Origin of the sequence: Natronomonas pharaonis DSM 2160 (genome assembly GCF_000026045.1) — an archaeon.
GTDB lineage: Archaea > Halobacteriota > Halobacteria > Halobacteriales > Haloarculaceae > Natronomonas > Natronomonas pharaonis.
The window spans coordinates 774,167-796,771 of sequence record NC_007426.1 but is presented as its reverse complement, the minus strand read 5'-3'; the positions used below and the strand labels follow the sequence as shown (position 1 = coordinate 796,771).

Below are 22,605 nucleotides of genomic sequence, written 5' to 3'. Positions count from 1 at the left end.
TTTCTATCACCTTGCGTGGAAAGAACTGTTCGCAGACGGACGGTACTGACTGTACTGGCAAGCAGCGGATCGGTCCTCGTTGCCGGCTGCTCGGATGATGACGGAACCGAAACGCCGGAGACGGGCGATAGCGGCGACGGTACTGATGACGGCGGAAACAAAGCCGCACGAGCCGATGGTGATGGTGACACCGACGAGGGGGCCGAGAACGGAGACGAACCCGGAAGCGAGGGGCTCCTGTATGCGTTCGCTCCTGACCGGGCGGTCGCAATCGCTCCCGAAGCGGGTGAGGTCGTCGAAGACCTCACCGACTCGATTGACCCGGATCTGGCTGGTGCCGACTGGGGCGATGCTCGCCTGACCCATGACCGCAGCCGGCTGTTCATCGTTGAGGCCGACAGAAACCAGCTCGGTGCAATCGACCTCAAGCATCGGGAGTTCCTCGGGTGGGTCGACATCGGTGCCGGCCCTACGCATGCCTACAACCCCGTGGAAGGAGAGATATGGGCGCATGCTGATGGCGAGGGGCGACTTTACGTCGTCGATACTGAGACACTTGAAGTCACGGACGTCATCCAATCGGGACTCGAAGAGGGCGGGCATGGGAAGCTTCTGACCCATGAGGCCCTCCAGCCTATCGGCTTCGCAACAAACACCGACGACTCGTACGGGCACGTTATCGACCTCGAATCACGCGAGCGAATCGACTCGATTAGCACCGGGGAAACGGGCGGCACCCATTATTTGATGTACGCCCCGGAAAGCGAGGTCATCTACTTCGAGCGGTCGGGAGGCGACGATATGCCGTATTTCGACGCCGATACGTACGAAGAGGTCGGCCGGCTCGATATCAATGGCGGCCTCTCTCTCTCACCCGACACCGAGATGTTAGGCGTCTGGGACGACGACACCGTCTACTTCGTCGACGCGACCGACCGCGACAGCGAGATACTCGGGTCAGTCACTCTTGAGGGTCGTGGCCCCGACGACCTCGATTACTTCGAAGAGGACGACACACTGTATGCGATTGTCACGAACACGACCGCTGACGAGGCTACGGTCATCAACGTCGACGAATATGCTGTCGAAAGCCACATTGAAGTCGGCGAAATCGACCAAGACGGCCACCATCTCCACCGGTCGGGGGAGCTCGGCGGCGACTACTATATCACCCCTTCAGGCGCGGATGGGACTATCCCGGTTGTCGATGTCGAGAACCGCGAGTTGCTGCACGAGGTTCAGGTCAGCGACGGAGTCGACACGGTTTGTTACGTCGGCGACAGCTCGGGTGCTTGGTATTAGCCCCGGCGACAGCAGGCAGCAACGACAGCGTTGGAGGGGCTACGCTCCCGCCTTACTCGGCACCTGAGGCCTCGTCTTCCAGTCGCGTCAGGTCCTCGAAGGTCTCTCGACGACGGGTGACCCGTTCGTTGTCGCCCTCGATAGCGACCTCGCCGGGGCGGGGCTGAGAGTGGAACTGGCTGGCGAGATTGATACCGTATGCGCCCACGTTGCCGATAGCGAGCAGATCGTCGGCCTCGGGCCGCGGAATCGGCCGGTCGGTACAGAACACGTCCGCGCTGGTACAGAGCGGGCCGCCGACGCTGGATTCGACCGGCTCCCGGTCGCCGCCGGTGACGTTACGGATATGATGGTAGGAATCGAACATCGCCGGACGAATCATTGACGTAAGGCCGGCGTCGACGCCAACGACGCGGGTTTCTGGTGTCTCCTTGATGGTATTAACCCGTGTCACAAGCGCGCCGGCATCGGCGACGAGATAGCGGCCGGGTTCGAGCGCGACCGTCGCATCGAGGTCAGCGGTCACCCGTCGAACCATCTCGGCGGCCGCCTCGATATCGAGCGGCTCCTCATCGGGGCGATAGGGAACGCCGAACCCGCCGCCCAAGTCGACGAATTCGAGGTCGCCGACGCGCTCGGCGAGGTCTGCGACCCGCTGGAGCGCCCGCTCGTGGTCGTCGAGGTCGCCGGAAAGGACGCCGCTGCCGACGTGAGCGTGTAGCCCGACGAGGTCGAACCGCTCGCGGGCCGCTTCGGCGACGGCCTCGACTTCCTCATAGGGCAGGCCGAACTTCGCGTCCTTCCCGGTCGCGACCTTCTCGTGGTGGCCGGTGCCGATGCCGGGGTTGACGCGGAGCGCGAGCCGGCCGTCGAAGCCGCGGGCTTCGAGACGGTCGAGCGTCATCTCCGCGCCGGCGGTAATCGTCAGTTCGGGGGTATCTTCCCAGAGGTCGACGGCGTAATCGAGGTCGCCAGCCGGCGGGTTGACCGCAGTGTACTGGAGGTCCTCGGGGGCGACGCCCGCCTCAATCGCTCGATAAAGCTCGCCGGCGGCGGCACACTCGATGTCCGCGCCAGCGTCGTAGAGCGTCCGGACGACCGCCCGGCCGGTGTTGGCCTTTGCGGCGTACATCACGTGCGCAAAATCGAACGCTTCCGAAAAGCGGGCGTAATTCGCCCGGATTCGGTCGTGGTCCATCACGTACAGCGGCGTGCCGTGCGCCTCGGCGAGCCGTTCGAGCCGGTCGCCGTCCCAGTCGGCGAGCCGCTTGACGGGGGGAGTCATTGTCGATACAGAGGGGCGGCCGCTAACAAGGGTTCCGGCTTCGGCGAGACGGCCGTATCAGTCGGTTGGCTGCGGGGTCGGCTGCTGGCCGTCTTCGGCCGACGGCTGCTGGCCGTCTTCAGTCGATGGTTGCTGGCCGTCCTCAGTAGCAGCATCGGCCGTCGGCTGCGACTCGCCGTCTGCCACGTCCGTCTCGTCGTCGGCGTCTGTTTCCGAGTCGTCAGCATCGTCAACTGCGGCTGCGACCTCGAACGTCTCCAGCTCGCCGGCGAGTGAGTCGGCCTGCAATGCCAGTTCCGCGACCGCATCGGTTGCGTCTTCGAGCCGCTCGCTGCCGTCCGTCGCACGGTCTGCGACGTTCTCGGCGCGTTCGGCCGTCGAGTCGCCTATCTCGGCGAGGTCCTCGACCGTCGCCAGCACCTGATTTGCGACCTCCGCCTGCTGGTCAGTTGCCGTGCTGATTTCGGTTGCGCTGCTGTCGACCTGGGCGGTGTCGTTCGCAATCTGGTTGAACTCCTCGGTCGACTCTTCGACGGTGTCGACGGCATCCTCGATGTGTTCGGTGAGACGATGGACGCCATCGGCAACCTCGTGGGTTTCGGCCTCGATGTTCTCGATGAGCCCCTCGATTTCGCCGGCCGATTCGTGTGTCTCCTCCGCCAGTGATTTGACCTCCTGAGCGACGACCTCGAAGCCGGCGGTATCGGTCTCGGCTCTGGCAGCCTCAATGGACGCGTTGACCGCGAGGAGGTCCGTTTGCGTGGCGACCTCGTCGATGAAGGCGACTATCTCCTTGATTTCGTCGGTCTGCTCGACGAGTCGGGTTACAGCGTCGTCGGCCTCGTGGGCGATGTCGGCGGCAGCGTGGAGTTCCTCAGTGGCGTCTTCGGCCGCCGCCGCGCCGTCGGCGGCGCTGGTCGCGGTCTCGGAAGCGATAGTCGAAAGCTCGTTTGAGGAAGCCGCGATTTCTTCGATGGTGGCCGAAAGCTTCTCGGCCTCGTTGGAAAGCGACGCGAGCATTTCCGACTGTCGGCCGGCGTCGTCGGCGATGTCCTCAACGCGGGCGGCGTTTTCGGCGCTCATCTGGCTGACTTCGGAAACCTCCGTACGTGCGCTCTCGCTGGCGTCTGCGACATCACCGGCGAACGGCTTGGCACGGGCGATGGCTTCATCGAACGCGTCGAGTTGTTGGTTGTACGAGTCGACGACATCGGCAAAGCGGTCGTCGACCTCCTCATCGGAGAGCCGCACCGTGAGGTCGCCGTCGCTGGCACGGTCGCAGGCCGCCTCAAACTCGTCGACGAGTTCAGTCAGGCGGGCCGACCGGGCTTCGAGGTCGGCGATAGCCACCGAGAGATTTTCCGCCATCCGGTCGAGCGAATCCCCGAACGCGCCGGGGACCTCCTCGTCGAGGACCGGGTCATCGAACTCCTCGTTTGCGAGAGCATCAGCCTGTTTGGCAGTCGTTTGGAGGGTATCGTGCATCCGCTCAAAGGAAGTAGCGAGCGAGCCGACCTCGTCGTCTTGTTCGATGTGCGGCGGGTCAGTCGTCAACGACCCGGCCGATATCTCCTCGGCGCTCAATCGTATCTCATCGAGCGGTTGGAGGAGGTCGTCACGGGCGATAAGGGCTGTGTTGAAGAAGGCGATGGCGGCAAGCACGAAGACGGTGAGACCAACGGCGGTCGCGACCGTCCCGTCAAGTAGCAGCATCGTCGCAACGAGGGCGACACCCGCGCCGAACTGGAGGCCGACAGCGACCATAATCTTCCGCCACATCGAGTCGTCAATATTCAGGACACGCATCATCCCCCACAGGAGCCGCTTGTACGCGGCCGCGATATCGCCGGCCCAACGTCTTACTCCGGTAGCGCTGCTCATACGTGACGATTTAGAAGTAGCTACCTAAACTAACGGGGTCGTCTCAGTTCGTGAAACTGAGCAGTAGGGTACTCATCCGGCTATGAACTTGGAAATAAACAACTATACCCAAGTTTTCCCGAATGTCGAAACGGATCAACCCGAGCAGGATATCGACATATATTGTCCGTTAGTCCAGTCTTATACACTTGCCACAAGAGTGGCTTAACGAAAACAGATGTGTTCTTACACTCGATTTTTGGACACTGAACCCAACCAGTTCGCGCAAATCAATGCAAAAATGATTAAAAATTCAGACGGGGGCGGCCGATGAGCAGCCTCGAACCGGGTGTCGATGCGGAGGACGACGGCGTCGTCGTCGACGACCAGATGATAGCAAACGCTGAGGGGGCGCTGGATGTCGTCCGGACGGCCTCAGAGACTGTCGATGCAGAACTTGGCGATATCGTTGACAGAACCGAAAAGCAGGCCGCCGAGGCTGAAAGTGTCGTCGACGAAATCGGTGACCTCTCCGCATCAATCGAAGAGGTCGCCTCAACAGCTGACGAGGTCAGCGACCAAGCCGAGGAGGCTGCAGACCGGACCGCCGACGGCCGAGAGGCCGCACAGGAAGCCATCGGCGTCATGGAAGACGTACGCGCAGCCGGAACGGAGGCCGGCGAGGAGGTCGAACGGCTCGTCGAGAAAATCGACCGCATCGAGGAAGCGCTCTCCGGCATCGACCGTATCGCCGAGCAGACGAACCTGCTGGCGCTAAATGCGTCCATCGAGGCCGCCCGAGCCGGCGAGGAGGGCGACGGCTTCGCCGTCGTCGCCGAGGAGGTAAAGAACCTCGCCGAGGAGGCCCAATCGCAGGCCGGCGAAATCGAGACCGTTCTCGAAGAAGTTCGGGAGGCGACAGACCGCACCGTCGAACAGCTGGACGAAGCCATTGTGGAAATCGACAACGGTGCCGAGCAGGTCGAGACGACGATGCAGAGCCTCGACGCCGTGACCGAAACCGTCGAGGCCGCCGCAGACGGTATCGAATCCGTTTCGGCGGTAACGGACGACCAAGCACAGACCAGCGAGTCGGTCGCCCACCGTGCCGAGACACTCGCCGAGCGGGCCGACGCCATCGAAGGCGATGTCCACTCGATTCGCGACGCTCGGACCGACCAGACGGATATGCTGGCAGAAATCGGCGACGCACTCTCGGCGGCTGCGGCGACAGGGACGGCCGGGACCGGCCGACAGCTGTCGACCGGCGTCAACGACCTCGATGCGGCCTGTGACGGCGGGCTCGTCGACGGCGGCCGGCTCGTGCTCGAGCACGATGATGGCGCGGCTGATGGCCTCATCGCACAGTTGTGCGCCGCTGCCCTCGAATCGGGACGAGCGGTTTCGCTGACGCCGACGGCAACCCTTGACCGGGAAACGCTGTCGACTGCGCTCTCGTCGGTCGGCCGCACGCTCGAAACCGAGTTGCGAGAGGACCGGCTGTTCGTCCTCGATGCCTTCGGCGGCTGGGGTGACTCGCGGAACGTCTTCGACCTCGGTGCCGAGTCGCTCGGTGAGGTCAACCGGACGACCGACGAGCGCCGGTCCGAACCGCTGTTCGTCGTTGGCAACATCGCCGGCGAAATCGAGGTACTCGGCGAGGCCGCGGCCCGCAAGGCCCGGTATGAGAACGACGGAAGCGTTCTCGAAGAAACCGACACGGTGCTCAACGTCATCGACACCGCAACCGTCGACGACCAGTTCGGCGCGTTCTACGTTGGGGCGGCCGACCAGACTCTCCAACTCTCCCGGCGAAAGGGCGATTGGCGGTTCCAACACAACGACGACCAGCCAGTTCCCGTCGAACCGCTCGAATCGCCGCCGTACCTCGCAGTCAAATAATCGGCAAGCCGGCAGTTTCAGTCCGCGCTACGGAACCGGAGCCGGACGCTGTTGCCGCCCCACTCGCTTGTCTCGAATGCGAGTTCGCCGCCGAACCGTTCCGTCGTCCACTTGGCGAGCCACAGTCCGATTCCCTGTCCGTGGTGGAGGGGCGTGATGTCGGCATCGCCGGCGACGAGGCGGCGCTCGCGTTCCGGAATCCGCGGGCCGTCGTCCTCGATGCGGATGTCGGTCCAGCCGTCGACGGCCCCGTTGTTGACGGCGACGTTGACCCGCGGTTTGGGGTCGGGGTTGTGCTCGACCGCATTTTCTAGTAGACTCTCGACCGCTGCGCGAAGGCCGTGGGAAGCTTTCACCATCGCCGTCGGCGGCAGGTCGGTCTCGAAGTCGGACGCTGGATATCGTTCGGTGTATTCTGCGACGCAGCCGCGGAGGAACGGTACCACGTCGACCTCGGACTGTTCGCCGTCCTCGGAGCCGGTTAGCTGCTCGATGCGCCCCGCCTCGTCGGCGAGATGTCGGAGCGCCTCGACCTCGCGTTCGATGGTCGCGGCGGTCCGGGTTGAGGTTTCAGACTGTTCGTCGAGCTGTTCCAGCAGCCGTGCGGTGTTCCCCGCGATGGCCGTCGTCCGGTTCCGGAGGTTGTGACGGAGAATGCGGTTGAGCACTTGCAGCCGCCGCTCCTGTTGGACGATGTCGGTGAGGTCAGTGTAGACGGCGAAGCCGTCAATGCGGTCCGTTGCATTGACAAGCGGGATACCGCGGTAGAGAAACTCCCGGAGTCCGTCGGCGGTCTGCCGGCGAACGCGGCGATAGTTGACATTGCCGGACGCCGTCTCCTCGTCGAGCGAGGACGCCTCTTCATCGAGCCATTCCGGGACGATGTAGTTGTTCAGCGGTGCATCGAGCACTGTCGAGCGCTCGTAGCCGAATACGTCGACGAACGCGCGGTTGACATCACGGACAATCGGTTCGTCGTCAACGAGTTCGAACTCGACGACCGCATCCTGAATGTGTTCTATCAGGTGTTGCCACCTGTTGCCGTCGCCGTCGCGTGGCGTCGGCGACTCGGCGGAATCCATACAAAACAGTTCGGGGGTGGGACGTTAATGATACCGGATGTTGCACCTTTTGGGTGGATAAAAGCAAAAAGATTGCGCCATTTCTACCGTGTTCGTTCGCTCGTGCGGCCACCAAGGGGGTTACATGTAGGCGGCGTCCCAGCGAGTCGGCTTCAACTGGTTGCCACATTCCTCACAGGAGAGCCGCCCCATCGTGTCCATCGACGTGACGAGTGACTCACAGGACCCACAGTAGTAGCTGTGGTGGTTTTCTCCCTCTTCGTCCGTGTAGACCGTGTAGAACGGCCCCGACGAGCCGCGGCTGGAATCGTTGCGGTCGATGTAGAGCTCTTGGCCGTCGACGACGACAGGCTGGAGTTCGACGGCGTCTTCGTCGACATAAATATTCTCGACGAATGCGGTCCCGTCAATTTCGACAGTCCCCTCCCCCGCCTTCTGGAGGCCACGGTTCTCCCAGAACCGGTTCCCTTCTGTGTTCATCGAGAGCACGAGGCCACGAATCGTTTCGGCGCCGGCGTCTTCGAGCTGGCTCCGGGTTTCCTCGTACATTGCCTGCCCGATTCCTTCCCCGCGGTGCATCGCGGCGACGTGAATCCAGTGGATGTCTCCCCGGTCATCGACGAGAGCGCTCTCCGAGAAAGCGACTGGTTCCCCGTCTTTTTCGGCGACGAGCAGGAGCACCTCGTCGTCGTTGAGCTTCTCGGCGAAGTTGTCGACCCCGTACCACTGCTGGATGGCGCTTTCTATCGTGCTCGGACTGAGCGAGTAGGAGGCTTCCATCGACCGGAGCGTGACTGACCGTACCGCCGGGCCGTCGTCTGCTGTGGCTTCACGTATCTCCATGCTAGAGGCTTCGATTGCCGGCACCATAAAACCGGACGCCGATTCCGACGATGTTTATCCAGCGGTCCGTCTGCGTGTCCCGTCCCGTGGACGACCAGCCGCACCTGCCCACATCGAACGACCAGCGACGCCACAGAGACGACACGAAACACACGCAGACGGCGAGAATACGTGCCGAGTGCGGTTCAAAAAAGCAGGAGATGGCGCTGTCGTAAATCTAAAGAGTCGAACTAACCTTTTTGTGGATAAGATGACCGATACGTACGCTTCTTTCGGCCCGGAGGGTGGTTCATGGGTGTCGAAATAAGGGAATCGCCCGTCTCCGACGAGGAGTTCGAGGAGATGAAGCGGTTCGTCCGCGATTACCTCGCCGCCAGTGTCGAAAGCGAAGACGAAGGGGGCCGAATGCGGTGGTACCCGTGGCACTCGGCCGAATACCGGTTCAACCACATCCTCAACGTGACCGAGCTGGCGTCGAAAATCGCCGCCGAGGAGGGAGCCAACGTCGATGTGACGCGGGTCGCCGCCCTGTTTCATGACATCGCCAAACTGGAAGCCGAACAGGACGTCCACGCCGAGGCCGGCGCTCGCGTTGCCCGCGAGTACCTCCGTTCGCGGACCGACTACCCGGAGTCGTTCATCGACCAGGTCTGTGCGGCGGTCGCCGACCACTCCTACGAGGGAGACCTCGATACCATGCCGCTGGAGACGCAATGTCTCATGGAGGCGGACCTCCTCGACAAGGTCGGCGCAAACGGAACGATGCTCATGTTGCTCCGGATGGGCTATGAGGCCCGCACCCACATGGACGCAAACGAGATGGTCGGCCGCGTCCTCGAACGCGGCGAAGACGCCATCGCTCGGGTCCGGAGCGACACGGCCCAGAGCATCGCCCATCAGCGCATCAAGCGCGTCCGCTGGTTCAAAGAATGGCTCGAAGGCGAGGTCGCCGGGATGGACCCCGAGGACGGAGCCGCGGCCGAATTGTAGGTGGAGCAGGCGCAATACCACGTGCACCCTTGGCGTGCGCTTGAACAGCGGGACGCTGAACGTGAATGGTGAGTATGAATCACCTGCCGACGTGTCGGCCAGAACGGGAGTCCACGCTGAATCCCACCCGTTTACGGGTGGGTAGCTCAAAATGCCGCAATGAGGAAGTAGAGTCCGAACCCACCCAACACGGCCGCGCTCCCATAGGCGATAGCCGGCGCAAGCACATCGATTCTCGACCGCGCGGCCACAAGCGCCGCCGGAAAGACGAGTATCCAAGCCGCGACACCGCCGAAGAGACCAGCGACGAGCGCGGGGTGGCCGGTCTCGACAACGACAAGCCCCGATAGCCGCTCGGTTGCAGCGGCAAGCACGTCAACGACACCCGGTGTCAACAGCCCGACGCCGGCGGTGAGCCAAAAGAGAATCTGATACGGATTGGTCAGCGACAGCAGAAACGTCTTCGAGAAGCCGCGGCTCCGGTCGGGCGTCGTTCCGTCGAACTGTCCATCGGCGCTGCGAGCCGCGCCGACGGCGAAATACAACATGAGGAGGCCGCCGACCAGAAACAGCCCGCGCTGGAGCGTCGGCGACCGGTCGACAACAGCCACGAGTCCGACGACGGCCAGTCCGAAAAACAGCACGTCGGCGGCCATCGCACCGAGTCCAGCCCTGAAGCCGGCTGTCCAGCCGCGCTGGACTGACTCCTCGGCGATGATGGCGTTCATCGGCCCCGGCGGCGCGGCAAGCGCCAGCCCGAACAGCACGCCGGCCAAAAGCGTCGTCAGCAGCGACACTGTCTGCGGTAGTCAGGTGGCGGGGAAAAGCTCTGCGGGGCCGCTGTAGCAGGCTATTTAAATCCCTTGGCTCATCAGCCGGCTGCGGACGATGTCGGCGTCCTTGTTTCCGGTGCCAGTGTTGACCAAAACGACGGTGTCGTCTGCGTCAAAGGCACCTTCCTCAGCGAGGTCCCACGCGCCCGCAGCGGCGGCTCCGCAAGCGATGCTAACTTCGAGCCCCTCGTGTTGGGCGACCGTGGCGGCGCTGTCGAGTAGGTCTTGGTCGTCGACGGCGACGCCCTCGCCGCCGCTGGCGCGGACCGCCTCAACGGCCGGCAGCCCGCCGGCAGGGTCGGGGATTTCGAGCGAGCCGACAACTGTATCGGGAACCGACCACGGCTCGGGGTCGCTATCGGTGTCGAGCGCGTCAACGATGGGCGCACAGCCGTCCGGCTGGGCCGCATAGAGCCGCGGTGTCGACTCGGTGAGGCCGACGGATTCGAACTCGCGGGCCCCCTTCCAGAGTCCGGCGACGGCCTCGCCGTGGCCGGTCGGCGCGACGACGGCATCAGGGACCGTCCAGTCGAGCTGCTCGACGAGTTCGTAGTACAGGGGCTTGAGCCCCTCGTGGCGGAACGGCGAGTCGAACGGGCCGGCCGGGAACCACGCCTCTTCGTCGGCGGCCGGCAGCTCCTCGCGAGCTGTCTGATAGGCCTCGCGGGCGTCATCGTAGCGTCCCTCGACGACGCGCATGTCGCCGCCGTGGACGTTTATCATCGCCTTGTTGATGAAGTTCGCACGGCTCGGGACGAACGACCGCGAGAGGAGTCCGGCGCGGGCGGCATAGGCGGCAGCCGACTGGCCGCCGTTGCCTGTTGTCGGCAGCGCAAGCGTATCAGCGTCGGCGCGTTCTGCGGCTGCGGCTACCAGCGCCGCGGCGCGGTCGGTGATGGTGCCGGTCGGGTTGTGTGCTTCGTTTTTGATGAACACCTGTCCGACGCCCAACTCGTCGGCGAGCCGCGGAGCCGCGACCAGCGGTGTCGTCCCCTCTCCGATGCCATCAGGGACGAACGGCAGCAGTTCGTGGTGCTTCCAGGTTCCGTCCCGGTCGGCAAGCGCCGCCTGCGTCAGGTCAATAGTGTCATAGTCGTAGACGGCATTCAACACGCCAGCACAGTCCGGACAGCGCGTCGGCACGTCGTCGTCGACCGTCCCGCAGTCCGTACACTCGAAAGTCGCCATACAGGTAGTTGGGCCGGGGACGGCAAAGCCCTGTCCTTCCCAGCACACGCATCGGCAGCCGGGTCGGGACCGGGGGCGTCGGGGACAGGAAACGGTTTGACCGGGGCGACCGTACGTGGCAGTATGCACGTTGTCGTCGCTGGCGGTGGCCTCGCGGGGCTTGTCGCCGCCCGACACCTCGCCGAAGCCGGCGCCGAAGTCGAGCTATTCGAGCGAAACGAGCGCGTCGGCGGCCGGGTACGGTCCCGGACGGTCGATGGGTTCACCATCGACAGGGGGTTTCAGGTGCTGTTTACCGGCTATCCGGCCGCACAGCGGGAGCTAGACTTCGATGCGCTCGACCTTCGGGCGTTCGCGCCGGGGGCGACCATCGCCGCCCCGAACCATCGCTCGACGCTTGCCGACCCGCTCGGGGACCCCGGGGCCGCCGTGCCGACGCTTTTGAACCGAGATGTCAGACTCTCCGATAAGCTCCGGCTGTTCCGGCTTCAGCGGCGGCTCAAGCGGCGGGCTGTCGACGCCATCTTCGAAGGCGACGACCGGACGATTCGGGAGTATCTCGCTGCCGAAGGGTTTTCAACCGCGTTCGTCGAGCGCTTCGCCGAGCCGTTCTACGGCGGTATCACACTCGACCGGGAGCTGGAAACGTCGAGCCACGTCTTCGAGTACACGTTCAAGATGCTCTCGGAGGGCCGGACGGTCGTGCCGGCCGAGGGGATGGGTGCGATACCGGCACAGCTCCGGACGGCAGCCGAGACTGCGGGGGCGACCGTTCGGACAGGGACAGCGGTGACAGACATCACGACCGACGACGGCGAGGTGACAGTCCGAACTGACGACGGCACGCAAACGGCTGACGCCGCCGTCGTCGCGACGGACCCGAACGCCGCAGCTGAGCTAACCGACATCGAAACGCCGGATGCGGGACTGGGCTGTGTCACTGTCCACTGCTCGCTCCCGGAACGGCAGGCACTGGACACCGGCTCGCGCATCCTGCTGAACGCCGACGACGACGAGCCGAACACGATTGCACCGATGAGCGCTGCCGCACCGGCGTATGCGCCCGAGGGAAGCCAGCTTCTGAGTGCGACGTTCCTCGGCACGGCCGACCGTGACGATGCGGCGCTCGGGGAGACGGTCCGGGAGGCGCTCGCGGCGTGGTACCCCGAGAACCGCTTTGCGGAACTCGATGTCGTCGCCGTCGACCGCGTTCCGTTCGCCCAGTTCGCACAGCCGCCCGGATTCCGTGCCGACCTGCCGTCGCCGGATGCCCCGGACGGGCCGGTCGTGCTGGCCGGCGACTACACCCGCTGGTCGTCCATTCAGGGAGCGCTCGAGAGCGGCCGGCAGGCCGCCGAGGCGGTTCTGGAGCAGCGATAGCCCGCCCCCGACCGCCACGAGTCGCGGGTATTTATCACCGGCCGAGTCGAGAAACGGGTATGGTCGACGTCCTCGACAACAAGCGGTCCGCGACGAAGTTCCGGGTGCTCGTCGAAATCGCGGACCGGCAGCCGGCGGTCAATCAGGGCGAGATAGCCGACGCCGTCGGCGTGACCAGTCAGGCCGTCTCCGAGTACATCCGCGAACTCGTCGACGAGGGGTTCGTCGAGAAGGAAGCCCGTTCGCGGTACCGGGTCACAAAGGAGGGGGTCGACTGGCTCTTTCAGCAGGCCGCCGATGTCAGCCGATTCGCCGAACACGTCACCGAGGACGTGCTCGGGAGCATGCAGGAAGACGCCGCCTTCGCTGCTGACGACATTGCGGCCGGCGAGACGGTTTCGCTGTCGATATCTGACGGGCTGTTGTACGCGACGCCCGGCGACTCCGGGCCGGCGACCGGCGTAGCGACGACCGACGCCGAGACCGGCGATGTCGTCGGCGTCACCGGCTTTGCGGGCATCATCGACCTCGACCCCGGGTCGGTGACGGTGTTTCAGGTGCCGCCGATTCGCTCCGGCGACCCGAGCGGGTCGCCCGAGTTGGCCGACACCGCCGCCGACGCCGACGTGGTCGCTGCCGCCGGCGTCGAGGGTGTCGCCGCACTCCGCGATGTGGACGCCGACCCGGACGTGACGTTCGCCGCCGGAGAGGTGGCCGCCGACGCCGCCGGTCGCGGGCTCGATGTTGTCGTCGTCGCGACGACCGACCTCGCCGGGCGGGTAACCGACGCGCTCCGCGATGCGGGTATCGCCTACGAAGTCGACGACATCTAGCTGTGCCGGCTACTCGGCCGCTTTTGCCTGCTGGAGCGCCTCGTAGTAGGTCGCCGCGTCGGCCGTGCTGACAAACGCCGCCAGCTCTTCGTGACCGCGGTCCTGTGCCGCGAACTGTGCGCCCATGTAGTTGTGCTCGTCGTCGAGCACGCCGTCGCTGATAATATCTCGAAGCTGTTCGACGACCGGCTCGGTAATCGGAACGCGTGCCATTGTCTTATCCGATGTATCGGAGGTCTTCCTCGCTTGGGGCGGCCGTCGCGTTCTGTTCCATCTGCTGAATCTGTTTTACGACTTCCTCCATCTCGTCGGCGCGCTCTTCGAGGGAATCGTAGCCGATATCCAACGGCACCGTCTCTTCGAGGGCTTCGAGAACCACGCGGGCGCTCTTGGGGTCGACGAGGTACCCGCTGGTTTCACCCATCAGACAAGCCGCCTCGTAGCCGCGGCGCTCGCCGAGGCCGAGCAGCAGCCCCGAGACACCGACGATGCCGCCGGCCGGTTCGTTTTCGCGGAACTCGACGTCGACGGCTTCGAGTTCCTCGATGAGGTCGTCGGTTGTTGCCGCGCCGATGACATCCGGCGTCTCGACGAGTTCGCCGGTCGGAACGCCGCCGAGCGCGAAGATGCGGCTGACATCAAAGGCCGCGGCGACATCAAGGAAGGCTTCCGTGAGTCGATAGTGGCCGGGACCGTCGGCAGCCTGGTGGTCGCCGGTCAACACGAGACAGTCGCGCTCTGCGGCGCTGATAGCATACACCTCGGCACAGGCCAGTTGGGTCCGCCCGTCCTCGACGGTGACCTGCGGCGGGAAGTGCTCCGAGTAGATGCGGCGCACGAGTTCGGCGTCGAACTCTTCGAGGAGATGCTCGGCCGCGAGCTTGCCGACGTGACCGACGCCCGGCAGCCCCTCAATGAGCACTGGATTGTCCAGTTCCGGGTCGGCGGGTCGCTCGATGTCGAATTCGTCCATAGCGGCCAGTGGGCGGCCGTCGCCTTAAGCGCACGGCGACGCGGCCGCGGCCCACATAATATTCCCCGAAACAATTTTCAGAAACACGGCCGGAAACCGTCCATGGACGGTGACGCGGGGAGTAGTGGGGGATTCCCCGACAGTTGGGGGCAGCTACCGGATCCGGTGTTTACGCTCGATACAGCCGGGAAGATTATCGGCTGGAATTCGACGTTCGGTGAGCGTCTCGAAACTATTTCGCCGGGTCTCGAAGCGGACGTTCCCGCGGCGGCGGTATTTACCGACGACAGCGCCACTCGGCTCGAATCGGCAGCTAAAGCCGCTGCAGCGGGAAAAACACGGCGGCTTGTGGTTGAGACACGGGAGGCAAAAGAACGGACACTTGAGGTCCATCTCTCGGAGGCGTCTGAAGCAATACATGGAGATGTCGTCGCTGTCGGCCGTTTTCAACAGGCCACTACGGAGACGAATCCGCTACAGCGTCGCGAACGGGCGTTGCGGCGAGCCTACGACATCATCGGCGACACGGAATTAACGCTCGAACAGAAAATCCGAAAGCTGCTGACACTCGTTCGGGAGACACTCGGGACCGAGTTCGCGAGCCTCACACGGGTCGAGGGGGACGAACTCAGATTCCGGGCGTTCGAGGGGCCGGACGACTCTCCCATTGAGGCGGGCGATGCGGTGTCGCTGTCGACGACAAACTGCGAGCGAGTCGTTGCCACCGAGCAGACGCTCGTTCTGAACGACATCACGGCCGAAGCCCCAAACCTCGCAGACCGCGAGGGAAACGGCGACGACGGTGTCGAATCGTACCTCGGCGCACCGGTGCTTGTCGGAGACGAACCGCAGGGGACGTTCTGCTTTTACGATACTGAGCCCCGGGAGCAGCCGTTTTCGGAGTGGGAAATCACGTTTGTCGAGCTACTCAGCGGCTGGGTGAGCAGCCAGTTGGAGCGAGAACGGCTTCTCGAACACAAATACGACCAGTATCTCCGGACGCTGTTGGAGCATTCGACGGACATCATCACCGTCTTCGATGCAGCCGGTGAGCGGACGTTTGTGAGCCCGGCGGTCGAGCGGGTCCTCGGCTACACAGCCGAGGAGTTGACGGCCGCAGAGACAGTCGAATATGTGCATCCGGACGACAAGGACCGCGTGCAGGAACTGCTCGAAGACCTGCGTGAGGTCCCCGACGAGACTCGGACAATAGAATACCGGGTTCGCGACGCAGACGGCCACTGGCGTTGGATGGAAGCTCGGGCGACAAACGAGCTCGATGACCCGCTCGTTGAGGGGATTGTCGTCAACGCTCGCGATGTAACGGCACGCAAGCGACGGGAGCTGGAACTCAAAAACGAGCAGGCGCTCACAGAACAGATTTTCGAGTCGCTGCCCGATGTCTTCTATGCGTTCGATGAAAACGGGACGTACCTCCGCTGGAGCGAAGAACTTTCAGAGGAGACTGGCTACAGTGACGACGAAATCGCCGAGATGTCTCCAGAGGAGTTTTTCGTCCCCGAAGACCGAGAGCGGATAGCAGAATCGATTGCGAAGGTCTTCGAGAACGACGAGACGATAACTATCGAAGCGCCGCTCGTAGCCGCTGACGGCGAGCGTATCCCCTATGAGTTCACCGGCGCACGGATGACCGACGAGTCCGGCGAGACAATCGGGCTCGTGGGTGTCGGCCGCAATATCACCGACCGAAAGCGCCGGCAACGGCGGTTCGAGGCGGTGTTCAACAACACCTTCCAGTTTACCGGGCTGATGGAACCGGACGGAACCCTCATCGAGGCCAACGAGACAGCATTGGAGTTCGGCGGCCTAAAACGGGAGGACGTCGTCGGGACGAAGCTCTGGAACGCCTACTGGTTCGAAAACACCGACGGCGGCCCGGAAATCGCCCGAGAAGCCGTCGAAACAGCACAGAACGGAGAGCTCTACCGAACGGAGGTACGCGTCCAGGGGGCGATGGGGACGGAGATTATCGACTTCTCGGTGCGGCCAGTGACCGACGAAACCGGGGCGGTGACGATGCTGATTCCGGAAGGACGGACGGTCACCGACCTCAAGCGCCGGGAGCGGCACTTGGACGTTCTCCACCGATTCTTGCGACACAACATCCGGAACAAGATGACCGTCATCGACGGAGCGGCAGGGCTGTTGGCCAAGAACCTCGACGGAACCGAACACGAGGCGTCTATCGAGATGATAACCGAAGCTGCCGAGGAACTGTTAGAACTGACCGAGACGGGTCGGCAGTTGGCGTCAGTCACCGTCGACGGCGACTACACCAAGCGGCCCGTTGATGTTGCGGCCGCGACCGAGGAGGCGGTGGCTGACCTCCAATCACAGTTCCCCGACGCAGCCATCGAGCTCGCCGTCGAGGAACACACCACAGCCGTCGCGGACTCTCGATTGGCGGTCGTCATCGAGGAACTCGTCGAAAACGCCGTCGAGCACGTTCCTCACGAGCAACCGACCGTCGAAGTCACGGTTACAGAAGCTGCTGACGGCGCGGCCATCTCGGTCATCGACGATGGCCCCGGTATCCCGGAAGAAGAGCTGGTCGGCATCACGACCGACAAAGAGCCGACACAGACGGAGCACGGGACCGGGTTCGGACTGTGGGTCGTCAGGTCGGTCGTTGATGACTACGGCGGCGACGTCGAGTATGACCGAGCCGAGGGCGGCGGCAGTCAGTTGACCGTAACGCTACCCGAACCGACGACACAGCAGGCAAGCGCCGACTAATCGCGGCGCTTGCGGGCCCGTCGACGGTACTCGCCGTACGGGTCGTCGGGGCTGAACGGGGCCGGAGCGCTGTTTTTGCTCGGCGCGCCACACTCGGGGCACGCATCACCGAGCGTATAGACCGGCCGCTCGTGTTCGGTCTCCCACGCCGAACAGACCCGGATGTCGGATTTGACCATCTACTCCTCGTCGGTGCGGCGTTCGCGGTGGAACTCGGCGGTGCCGCCGACCGCCTCGATGGCGTCGCTGGCTCGCTCGGCGCTTGCTTCTAGCTCCGACTCGGCGGTCTTGTAGTTCGGGGCCTGTACCCGAATGCGATACTCCGGCGCGCCGACGTAGGTCACATCGAGGTCGACCTCCTCGGGCACCTCCCCGTTGCCTTCGGCGGCCTGCAGCGCCTCGCGGACGTCCTCGACGCCGTCGCCGCCCGGCGCTTCGAGGTCGACGTAGCCGGTGACGGTGACGTACGGGACGGAGACGTTCTCGCGAGCCGTCTCGACGATAGCGTCGAGTTCGTCGTCGTCGAGGTCGGTGGCGTCGAGTGCCTCGGGGCCGTGAATCGCCGCCTGCTCGAAGCCGGCATACAGCGAGCCGTGGGCGTCGATGAGTTCGTTGGCGATGCGGCGGAACGTCCCGTCGTCGACATCCTCGCCGAAAGCCAGTTCCATCCACTTGTCGGCCTTCTGTTCGTTCTTCCACTCCTGTACCTTCTCGGAGCGCTGGTGGTCGTTGACGTCTTTGATGGAGAGGTCGACCTGCTGGGCGCTCTCGTCGACCTCTAGCACCTTGCAGACGACCATCTGGTCTTCGTTGACGTGGTCGCGGACGTTCTTAATCCAGCCGGAGGCGACCTCGCTGACGTGGACCAGCCCGCGCTTTTCTTCGTACTCTTCAAGGTCGACAAAGACCCCGAAGTCTTCGATTTCGTCGACACGCCCGACGACGAGTTCACCGGGCGTGGGCCAGCCGCTGTATTTCATACCCACTGCTACCCGTGTGATGAGAATAAAAGCACCGTTGTCGCCCGCCGGTCAGCGGCTATCGCGATTCGACGACGTCGACGACATCGCCGTGGAGGTCGGCCTCGCCGCCGGTCGGGGTCGCCAGCGTCGAGCCACAGACGGCGCAGTTGACAGTGTTTGCGGCCTTGCCGAACAGAACCTGCTCGTTTTCGCAGTCGTCACAGTGGACGCGAATGAAATCTCCTGCCATAGTTACTCCTGGAAGGTGAGCCGCCCGGCACGCCATCCCTCGCGGAGATGGGCCTTGCCGCACTCGCTGCAACGGTACTTCAGGTCGGTCTTCTTGGTCGGCTTGTCCCCACCGGGCACCTTGGAGAAGCGGCCGGCGTTACCGATGACGGCCTTGCCGCGGCGTGTCCGGCGAGCGTCCCACTTCGTCCCCGAGGACCGGCCCGAGCGGACCTTTTCGACCTCGTGTTCGAAATGAGAGTGGCAGTGGGGGCAATACGTGTTGAACCGGCGTGGCATTTCCATAGTTATCGACCCCTAACGCACCCTGGGTTAAAACGGGTTTGGTTTTTCCGTCGCCGACCGGTGGGTGGCCCCTTCGAAGCGCTTAACCACGGTTCGGCCGAAGGGCCGTTATGAAGCAGCTTATCATCCACGGGGACCCGGGAATCCGGAAAGGGGCCGTCATCGAACACGACGGCACGGAGTACGTCTGCTTCAGCATCTCGCGGCAAGGCGAGTGGCACGGCCCCGAGGAAGTCCAGCTGTGGTGTACCGTCGGCACCGAAGACGAACGAGAGGCCTTCGAGCGCCGTGAATTCATTCCGATGCGGCTCGAAACTGTGTCCGTCGACGCCGACGACGTGACCGTCGTGAAGGCGAAGGCGGACCCGGCGACCGCTTAGGTCCATTCTACCTCCGGCGGGCCGACCGTCACCGGAAACGCCGGGTCAACTAGCGGCTCCGGGGGCGAACTCCCGGTATGTCGGGTCCGGTCAGACACCGCTTCACCGGTGACGGCCCGTAGCCGCCGTCTGACCGTCTCGTCGACCTGCGCCCACTGGAGTTCTTCGCCCCGGACGCCACCCATTAGAAGCGTGACATGCGGCGGTGTCGGCCGCGAGTCAACGACGCCGTCGAACGCGCCGACGAGGTCGGCAACCGGTGAGGCGACCCGCGCCTGCGGAACCGGGACGTCAAGGGAGACGACCATCGGGTTCTTGAGCGATGGATAAAACCGGTAGCCGTCGACGGTGCCGGTCCACGAACCGACCGCGGCCCCAAACGAGTCGAGCCGCTTTTCGAAGGCGTCTCGCTGTTGCTCCGGGAGTCGAATCCCAAAGAGGCTGACGTGTGGCTCGTCGGCTCGCCGGTAGGGGTCCGGGGCGCCAAGCCAGCCGTAGAGGTGGTCTCTGAGCGTGAGGACGCGGTTCGGACCCACTATCGGACGGGAAATCCAGCCGGTCACATAGCGGGTCGGCATACGTCGGCTATCAGGTCGCCGCGATATAGAGTTGACCGACGCCGGCGACGACGAGTATGGCACCGGCCAGCCGCGTCAGTGCGTTGGTCCGGTCCGCCAGCCGGGTGGTAACCGCATCGTGGCCGACTGCGATGGCGACCGTCGCAACGACCATCAGGACGCCAAAGCCCCCGGCATACGCCGCGAGCACGACCGCCGTGCCGACAGCTGAGAAGGTAAGCGACTGGACCGTAACGGCCAGAAACATCGGCAGGACGCAGGCCAGCGCGGCCAGCGCGTACACCGCTCCGAACAGCCCGAAGCCGAAAACGGTCGCCCGCCGTTGCGGCAACGAGACGTGCAGCGAGCCGGTCCGACCGGTGACGATGGCGAGGCCGAACCCGACAAGGAGGAAGCCGACGAACCACTCGGCGGCCGGCAGGGCCTGTTCGATGTGGTCGCTGGCGACGACCGCGGCAACCGAAAGGATAGCAAACGTCGCGAGAACGCCACCGGCGGCCGCGATACCACGGGCAAAAACACCGGCCATCGGGGGCGATTGGTCTTCCGTTGCAGCGACGTAGTACCCCACGTAGCCGGGCAACAGCGCATACGAACAGGGGGCAAAGAAGGTCACGATGCCGGCCCCAAACGCGAACGCGATGGTGCCGTACAGTTCGACGGCCATCGGGTTACCCCTGCACAGCCCGAATCTGTGCGATTATCTCCTCGGCGTCGGAGGCACCGCGGTGTTGCCACGAAACCCGGTTTTCGGCGTCGATGACGAACGCATACGGGACGCCGGTGGCGTCGAGCCGCTGGGTCAGCGCCAGGTCGGCATCGACCGCGACTGGCCACGCGCCGTCGTGGTCGCGCCACCACTCGATGACATCCTCGCGGGTGGTCGTGGTGCCGAGAGCCTCGTTGGTCACCGAGACGAACTGAACTCCTTCGACAGCGGCTGATGCCTCTGCAAGCGCCGGCATCATATCCTCGCAGATGCCACACCACTTCGCGAACAGTTCAACGAACGTGACACGTCCGGGGTCGGGGACCGTTGTCGTTCCAGCCTCGCTGCCGGGGGCATCTAGGGTCTCCAGGTCAACCGGGTCGACGTACGTGCCGCTGTCGGACCCCACGGCGTCGAACGCGACGGCCGCGCCGCCGCCGAGGACCGCAAGACTCCCCGCACCGATTAGCACGTCGCGGCGACGCATCGTTACCACTCCTCGACGACAGTCGTTGCGTCGCTGATGGCGATGTCGGACCGCGGCGGGTCGCCGTTGTAGGCCCGCTCGACGATGCCGTCCTTGTTTACGAGCAGGACAAGCGAGGTGTGCTGGTAATGGCCGCCGTCGCCCTCGAAGGCGACACCGAACCGCTCGTCGACGACCTGCTCTGCCTCCGTCGAGTCCTCTGGGCGGAGGAAATACCAGTTCCCGGCGTCTTCGGCGACGCCGAGACCCTCCTCGTACTCCCGGATAACATCGGCGGTGTCGACCTCGGGGTCAAACGTCATCGGCAGAAACGCCATCTCGTCGGCATAGCCCGACTCGATGGAGTCGATCTGTACGCGCTGCAGTGTTGCCGCGAGCGCGCCACAGACCGTCGTACACGTCGTGTAGACGAACGTGTACATCGTGTGTCGTTCGCCGATAAACTCCGTCGTGGTCACGTCCCGGTCCTGAAGCGGTGCCGGAACCGTTATCTCTGGAATCTCCTCGCCGTAGTCCGGAAACGGAAGGTCGAGGTCCTGTCGCCGGTCGTAGTTTTCCGGCGGCGGCAGTACCGTCCCCGCCTCGTCGGCGCTGCTGAGACAGCCCGCCGTCGCGGTACCGACAGCGGCGGCACCGACAGCTTTCAGAACGGTTCGTCTGTCGTACCCGTTATGTGGAAGTGACATTGGTGTCGTGCGTTCGTGTCGGTCCCGCTTCGAGAACGGGCCGGGGTCGTTCGTTGAACAGTTCGAGCGCGTTTTGGACCCGCCGGGGAAGGCCCTCCCGGGGACTGGTCGTCGGGGTCGGGCGGCTGGTATATGAACGACCGAATGTCCTCGTGGGAGGCGGTCACGTCGTGGCGGCCCGTCTCGGCGGCCGGCGAACCGAGTTCACCCGCGGGACTACCGCCCGATTCTCCGCCGGTGTCCGATTCATCGCCGGTCGCCAGACAGCCGGCCGCAGCGACCGCGGCGACAGACCCGACGGTAGCCAGAAGCGTTTGTCGGTCGTGCCGCGGTGTGTGTGGTGGCATTGGAATCTCGGTGTTTCACGGGCATCAATTATGCCCCATCGGGACCGGCTGCAAGGACGGGCCGGGTTTCCTCGTTGAACATCTCCAGCGCGTTGACCACCTGCGACGGGAGGTCAGCCCTCGCCGCCTCCGACAGCGGTTCCAGCGCCGGCTCCGCGTCGGGGTCGGGCCACCCGACCACGACACGACCGACGTTGCCGGCTATCTCGTGGGAGATACAGACCTCCTGTGTGTCGACGTAGTCGTAGACACCTTCGGTGTCGAAGGTCCGCTCGTATGTCGCTCCCGGACCAGGAAGGTGGTCACTCGCCCACGGCTCCGTCTCCTCCGGGACACGGTGCGGCGGGTGGTTGTCCCCGTGATAGGCGGTTACGTCGTGGCGGCCCGTCTCAACGAGCCACTCAACGGTTGTCCCCGGCGTGACGTGGATGATTTGGGGTTCGAACTCCGGCCACGGCTGGGAGTGTATCAGCACCGTCATCTCGTCGGTCGGTGTGCCGAGTTCGCCGGCGTTTGTCGGACGGTCATCCGGTGCCTTTTCCGGAGCCTCCTCCGGCGCTTCGTCCGGCTCGCTATCGAGACAGCCGGCAACTGCGAGGCCTGCGGCTGCCGCCGCGGTGCGAACGACCGTCCGCCGTGTCGGAGTAGTGTGCATGGGTTGTCACCCCGAGAGGGGAGAGGGAAGGAGGACCCG

24 protein-coding genes and 1 pseudogene are annotated in these 22,605 nt (G+C 64.3%); 8 read left to right on the top strand and 17 right to left on the bottom strand.

The window, feature by feature from the left end:
• Positions 1 to 15 precede the first annotated feature (15 nt).
• Positions 16 to 1,302: a YncE family protein gene (locus tag NP_RS04115; protein WP_011322549.1), complete on the top strand. Its 1,287-nt coding sequence runs from the start codon at positions 16 to 18 to the stop codon at positions 1,300 to 1,302.
• 52 nt (positions 1,303 to 1,354) lie between these two features.
• Here the strand turns inward: NP_RS04115 and lysA are convergent, their stop codons facing one another.
• Together lysA and NP_RS04105 are read right to left on the bottom strand one after the other, a co-directional pair.
• Entirely contained in the window at positions 1,355 to 2,587 is a 1,233-nt protein-coding gene (gene lysA / locus NP_RS04110; protein WP_011322548.1) for a diaminopimelate decarboxylase, read from the bottom strand.
• Between the two features lie 57 nt (positions 2,588 to 2,644).
• Complete coding sequence (locus tag NP_RS04105) at positions 2,645 to 4,468, bottom strand: methyl-accepting chemotaxis protein (protein WP_011322547.1); 1,824 nt, start codon at positions 4,466 to 4,468, stop codon at positions 2,645 to 2,647.
• Between the two features lie 309 nt (positions 4,469 to 4,777).
• On the opposite strand from NP_RS04105, the gene NP_RS04100 reads away from it, so the two are divergent.
• Positions 4,778 to 6,349 carry a methyl-accepting chemotaxis protein gene (locus NP_RS04100; RefSeq protein ID WP_011322546.1) on the top strand — a complete coding sequence of 524 codons (1,572 nt, stop codon included), beginning with the start codon at positions 4,778 to 4,780 and terminating at the stop codon, positions 6,347 to 6,349.
• A gap of 17 nt (positions 6,350 to 6,366) precedes the next feature.
• On the opposite strand, the gene NP_RS04095 is transcribed toward NP_RS04100, so the two are convergent.
• Positions 6,367 to 7,431: a sensor histidine kinase gene (locus NP_RS04095; protein WP_011322545.1), complete on the bottom strand. Its 1,065-nt coding sequence runs from the start codon at positions 7,429 to 7,431 to the stop codon at positions 6,367 to 6,369.
• A 120-nt stretch (positions 7,432 to 7,551) separates the two neighbouring features.
• The gene (locus NP_RS04090) at positions 7,552 to 8,274 is read right to left on the bottom strand and encodes a GNAT family N-acetyltransferase (RefSeq protein WP_011322544.1); all 723 of its coding nucleotides are present in this window, start codon (positions 8,272 to 8,274) and stop codon (positions 7,552 to 7,554) included.
• Positions 8,275 to 8,565: 291 nt separating this feature from the next.
• Here NP_RS04090 and NP_RS04085 point away from each other — a divergent pair, with 291 nt between their 5' ends.
• Positions 8,566 to 9,264 (top strand): HD domain-containing protein, encoded by a 699-nt coding sequence (locus NP_RS04085; RefSeq protein WP_011322543.1) that lies wholly within the window; start codon positions 8,566 to 8,568, stop codon positions 9,262 to 9,264.
• A pseudogene (locus tag NP_RS15150) lies at positions 9,263 to 9,409 on the top strand (RNA-guided endonuclease TnpB family protein); the annotation flags it as partial. The gene NP_RS04085 and the pseudogene NP_RS15150, both read left to right, overlap by 2 nt.
• Position 9,410: 1 nt before the next feature.
• On the opposite strand, the gene NP_RS04080 reads toward NP_RS15150, so the two are convergent.
• Both NP_RS04080 and NP_RS04075 read right to left on the bottom strand, forming a co-directional pair.
• Complete coding sequence (locus tag NP_RS04080) at positions 9,411 to 10,061, bottom strand: LysE family translocator (RefSeq protein WP_011322542.1); 651 nt, start codon at positions 10,059 to 10,061, stop codon at positions 9,411 to 9,413.
• Positions 10,062 to 10,118: 57 nt separating this feature from the next.
• On the bottom strand, positions 10,119 to 11,285 hold the full coding sequence (locus tag NP_RS04075) for a threonine synthase (RefSeq protein ID WP_011322541.1): 1,167 nt from the start codon (positions 11,283 to 11,285) through the stop codon (positions 10,119 to 10,121).
• Between the two features lie 123 nt (positions 11,286 to 11,408).
• On the opposite strand from NP_RS04075, the gene NP_RS04070 reads away from it, so the two are divergent.
• Complete coding sequence (locus NP_RS04070; RefSeq protein ID WP_011322540.1) at positions 11,409 to 12,665, top strand: NAD(P)/FAD-dependent oxidoreductase; 1,257 nt, start codon at positions 11,409 to 11,411, stop codon at positions 12,663 to 12,665.
• A gap of 59 nt (positions 12,666 to 12,724) precedes the next feature.
• On the top strand, positions 12,725 to 13,498 hold the full coding sequence (locus NP_RS04065; protein ID WP_011322539.1) for a DUF7839 domain-containing protein: 774 nt from the start codon (positions 12,725 to 12,727) through the stop codon (positions 13,496 to 13,498).
• A 9-nt stretch (positions 13,499 to 13,507) separates the two neighbouring features.
• On the opposite strand, the gene NP_RS14325 is transcribed toward NP_RS04065, so the two are convergent.
• Positions 13,508 to 13,711: a hypothetical protein gene (locus NP_RS14325; RefSeq protein WP_011322538.1), complete on the bottom strand. Its 204-nt coding sequence runs from the start codon at positions 13,709 to 13,711 to the stop codon at positions 13,508 to 13,510.
• Positions 13,712 to 13,715: 4 nt separating this feature from the next.
• On the bottom strand, positions 13,716 to 14,471 hold the full coding sequence (locus NP_RS14320; RefSeq protein ID WP_011322537.1) for a proteasome assembly chaperone family protein: 756 nt from the start codon (positions 14,469 to 14,471) through the stop codon (positions 13,716 to 13,718).
• A gap of 102 nt (positions 14,472 to 14,573) precedes the next feature.
• On the opposite strand from NP_RS14320, the gene NP_RS04050 reads away from it, so the two are divergent.
• Positions 14,574 to 17,228 carry a PAS domain S-box protein gene (locus tag NP_RS04050; RefSeq protein WP_011322536.1) on the top strand — a complete coding sequence of 885 codons (2,655 nt, stop codon included), beginning with the start codon at positions 14,574 to 14,576 and terminating at the stop codon, positions 17,226 to 17,228.
• Here NP_RS04050 and NP_RS04045 read toward each other — a convergent pair.
• From NP_RS04045 to NP_RS04030, 4 genes are read right to left on the bottom strand one after another with little or no spacing between them, the layout of a single operon-like run.
• Entirely contained in the window at positions 17,225 to 17,407 is a 183-nt protein-coding gene (locus NP_RS04045; RefSeq protein WP_011322535.1) for an RNA-protein complex protein Nop10, read from the bottom strand. The genes NP_RS04050 and NP_RS04045 overlap by 4 nt on opposite strands.
• On the bottom strand, positions 17,408 to 18,208 hold the full coding sequence (locus NP_RS04040) for a translation initiation factor IF-2 subunit alpha (RefSeq protein ID WP_011322534.1): 801 nt from the start codon (positions 18,206 to 18,208) through the stop codon (positions 17,408 to 17,410). It lies immediately after the preceding gene.
• A gap of 58 nt (positions 18,209 to 18,266) precedes the next feature.
• Positions 18,267 to 18,440, bottom strand: a complete 174-nt coding sequence (locus tag NP_RS04035) for a 30S ribosomal protein S27e (RefSeq protein ID WP_011322533.1) — start codon at positions 18,438 to 18,440, stop codon at positions 18,267 to 18,269.
• A 2-nt stretch (positions 18,441 to 18,442) separates the two neighbouring features.
• Positions 18,443 to 18,724 (bottom strand): 50S ribosomal protein L44e, encoded by a 282-nt coding sequence (locus NP_RS04030; protein ID WP_011322532.1) that lies wholly within the window; start codon positions 18,722 to 18,724, stop codon positions 18,443 to 18,445.
• Between the two features lie 110 nt (positions 18,725 to 18,834).
• On the opposite strand from NP_RS04030, the gene NP_RS04025 reads away from it, so the two are divergent.
• A complete protein-coding gene (locus tag NP_RS04025) occupies positions 18,835 to 19,104 on the top strand; it encodes an HAH_0734 family protein (RefSeq protein WP_011322531.1) in 270 nt (89 codons plus the stop codon).
• Here NP_RS04025 and NP_RS04020 read toward each other — a convergent pair.
• The 5 genes from NP_RS04020 to NP_RS03995 form a co-directional block, all read right to left on the bottom strand.
• Positions 19,101 to 19,682, bottom strand: coding sequence for a 2'-5' RNA ligase family protein (locus tag NP_RS04020; RefSeq protein ID WP_011322530.1), 582 nt, complete (start codon positions 19,680 to 19,682; stop codon positions 19,101 to 19,103). The genes NP_RS04025 and NP_RS04020 overlap by 4 nt on opposite strands.
• 10 nt (positions 19,683 to 19,692) lie before the next feature.
• Positions 19,693 to 20,349 (bottom strand): cytochrome c biogenesis CcdA family protein, encoded by a 657-nt coding sequence (locus NP_RS04015; protein ID WP_011322529.1) that lies wholly within the window; start codon positions 20,347 to 20,349, stop codon positions 19,693 to 19,695.
• A 4-nt stretch (positions 20,350 to 20,353) separates the two neighbouring features.
• Positions 20,354 to 20,878, bottom strand: coding sequence for a TlpA family protein disulfide reductase (locus NP_RS04010; protein ID WP_011322528.1), 525 nt, complete (start codon positions 20,876 to 20,878; stop codon positions 20,354 to 20,356).
• Positions 20,879 to 20,880: 2 nt separating this feature from the next.
• Positions 20,881 to 21,564, bottom strand: a complete 684-nt coding sequence (locus NP_RS04005; protein WP_011322527.1) for an SCO family protein — start codon at positions 21,562 to 21,564, stop codon at positions 20,881 to 20,883.
• Positions 21,565 to 21,939: 375 nt separating this feature from the next.
• Positions 21,940 to 22,566 carry a plastocyanin/azurin family copper-binding protein gene (locus tag NP_RS03995; RefSeq protein WP_011322525.1) on the bottom strand — a complete coding sequence of 209 codons (627 nt, stop codon included), beginning with the start codon at positions 22,564 to 22,566 and terminating at the stop codon, positions 21,940 to 21,942.
• Between the last annotated feature and the right edge of the window lie 39 nt (positions 22,567 to 22,605).

Bases quoted from the DNA above. Each gene is read 5' to 3' on its own strand.
- NP_RS04005 (WP_011322527.1), bottom strand. From the start codon at position 21,564: ATGTCACTTCCACATAACGGGTACGACAGACGAACCGTTCTGAAAGCT.
- NP_RS04090 (WP_011322544.1), bottom strand. From the start codon at position 8,274: ATGGAGATACGTGAAGCCACAGCAGACGACGGCCCGGCGGTACGGTCA.
- lysA (WP_011322548.1), bottom strand. From the start codon at position 2,587: ATGACTCCCCCCGTCAAGCGGCTCGCCGACTGGGACGGCGACCGGCTC.
- NP_RS04040 (WP_011322534.1), bottom strand. From the start codon at position 18,208: ATGAAATACAGCGGCTGGCCCACGCCCGGTGAACTCGTCGTCGGGCGT.
- NP_RS04035 (WP_011322533.1), bottom strand. From the start codon at position 18,440: ATGGCAGGAGATTTCATTCGCGTCCACTGTGACGACTGCGAAAACGAG.
- NP_RS04050 (WP_011322536.1), top strand. From the start codon at position 14,574: ATGGACGGTGACGCGGGGAGTAGTGGGGGATTCCCCGACAGTTGGGGG.
- NP_RS04030 (WP_011322532.1), bottom strand. From the start codon at position 18,724: ATGGAAATGCCACGCCGGTTCAACACGTATTGCCCCCACTGCCACTCT.
- NP_RS04095 (WP_011322545.1), bottom strand. From the start codon at position 7,431: ATGGATTCCGCCGAGTCGCCGACGCCACGCGACGGCGACGGCAACAGG.
- NP_RS04015 (WP_011322529.1), bottom strand. From the start codon at position 20,349: ATGGCCGTCGAACTGTACGGCACCATCGCGTTCGCGTTTGGGGCCGGC.
- NP_RS04070 (WP_011322540.1), top strand. From the start codon at position 11,409: ATGCACGTTGTCGTCGCTGGCGGTGGCCTCGCGGGGCTTGTCGCCGCC.
- NP_RS04085 (WP_011322543.1), top strand. From the start codon at position 8,566: ATGGGTGTCGAAATAAGGGAATCGCCCGTCTCCGACGAGGAGTTCGAG.
- NP_RS14325 (WP_011322538.1), bottom strand. From the start codon at position 13,711: ATGGCACGCGTTCCGATTACCGAGCCGGTCGTCGAACAGCTTCGAGAT.
- NP_RS04020 (WP_011322530.1), bottom strand. From the start codon at position 19,682: ATGCCGACCCGCTATGTGACCGGCTGGATTTCCCGTCCGATAGTGGGT.
- NP_RS14320 (WP_011322537.1), bottom strand. From the start codon at position 14,471: ATGGACGAATTCGACATCGAGCGACCCGCCGACCCGGAACTGGACAAT.
- NP_RS04045 (WP_011322535.1), bottom strand. From the start codon at position 17,407: ATGGTCAAATCCGACATCCGGGTCTGTTCGGCGTGGGAGACCGAACAC.
- NP_RS04075 (WP_011322541.1), bottom strand. From the start codon at position 11,285: ATGGCGACTTTCGAGTGTACGGACTGCGGGACGGTCGACGACGACGTG.
- NP_RS03995 (WP_011322525.1), bottom strand. From the start codon at position 22,566: ATGCACACTACTCCGACACGGCGGACGGTCGTTCGCACCGCGGCGGCA.
- NP_RS04065 (WP_011322539.1), top strand. From the start codon at position 12,725: ATGGTCGACGTCCTCGACAACAAGCGGTCCGCGACGAAGTTCCGGGTG.
- NP_RS04010 (WP_011322528.1), bottom strand. From the start codon at position 20,878: ATGCGTCGCCGCGACGTGCTAATCGGTGCGGGGAGTCTTGCGGTCCTC.
- NP_RS04025 (WP_011322531.1), top strand. From the start codon at position 18,835: ATGAAGCAGCTTATCATCCACGGGGACCCGGGAATCCGGAAAGGGGCC.
- NP_RS04100 (WP_011322546.1), top strand. From the start codon at position 4,778: ATGAGCAGCCTCGAACCGGGTGTCGATGCGGAGGACGACGGCGTCGTC.
- NP_RS04105 (WP_011322547.1), bottom strand. From the start codon at position 4,468: ATGAGCAGCGCTACCGGAGTAAGACGTTGGGCCGGCGATATCGCGGCC.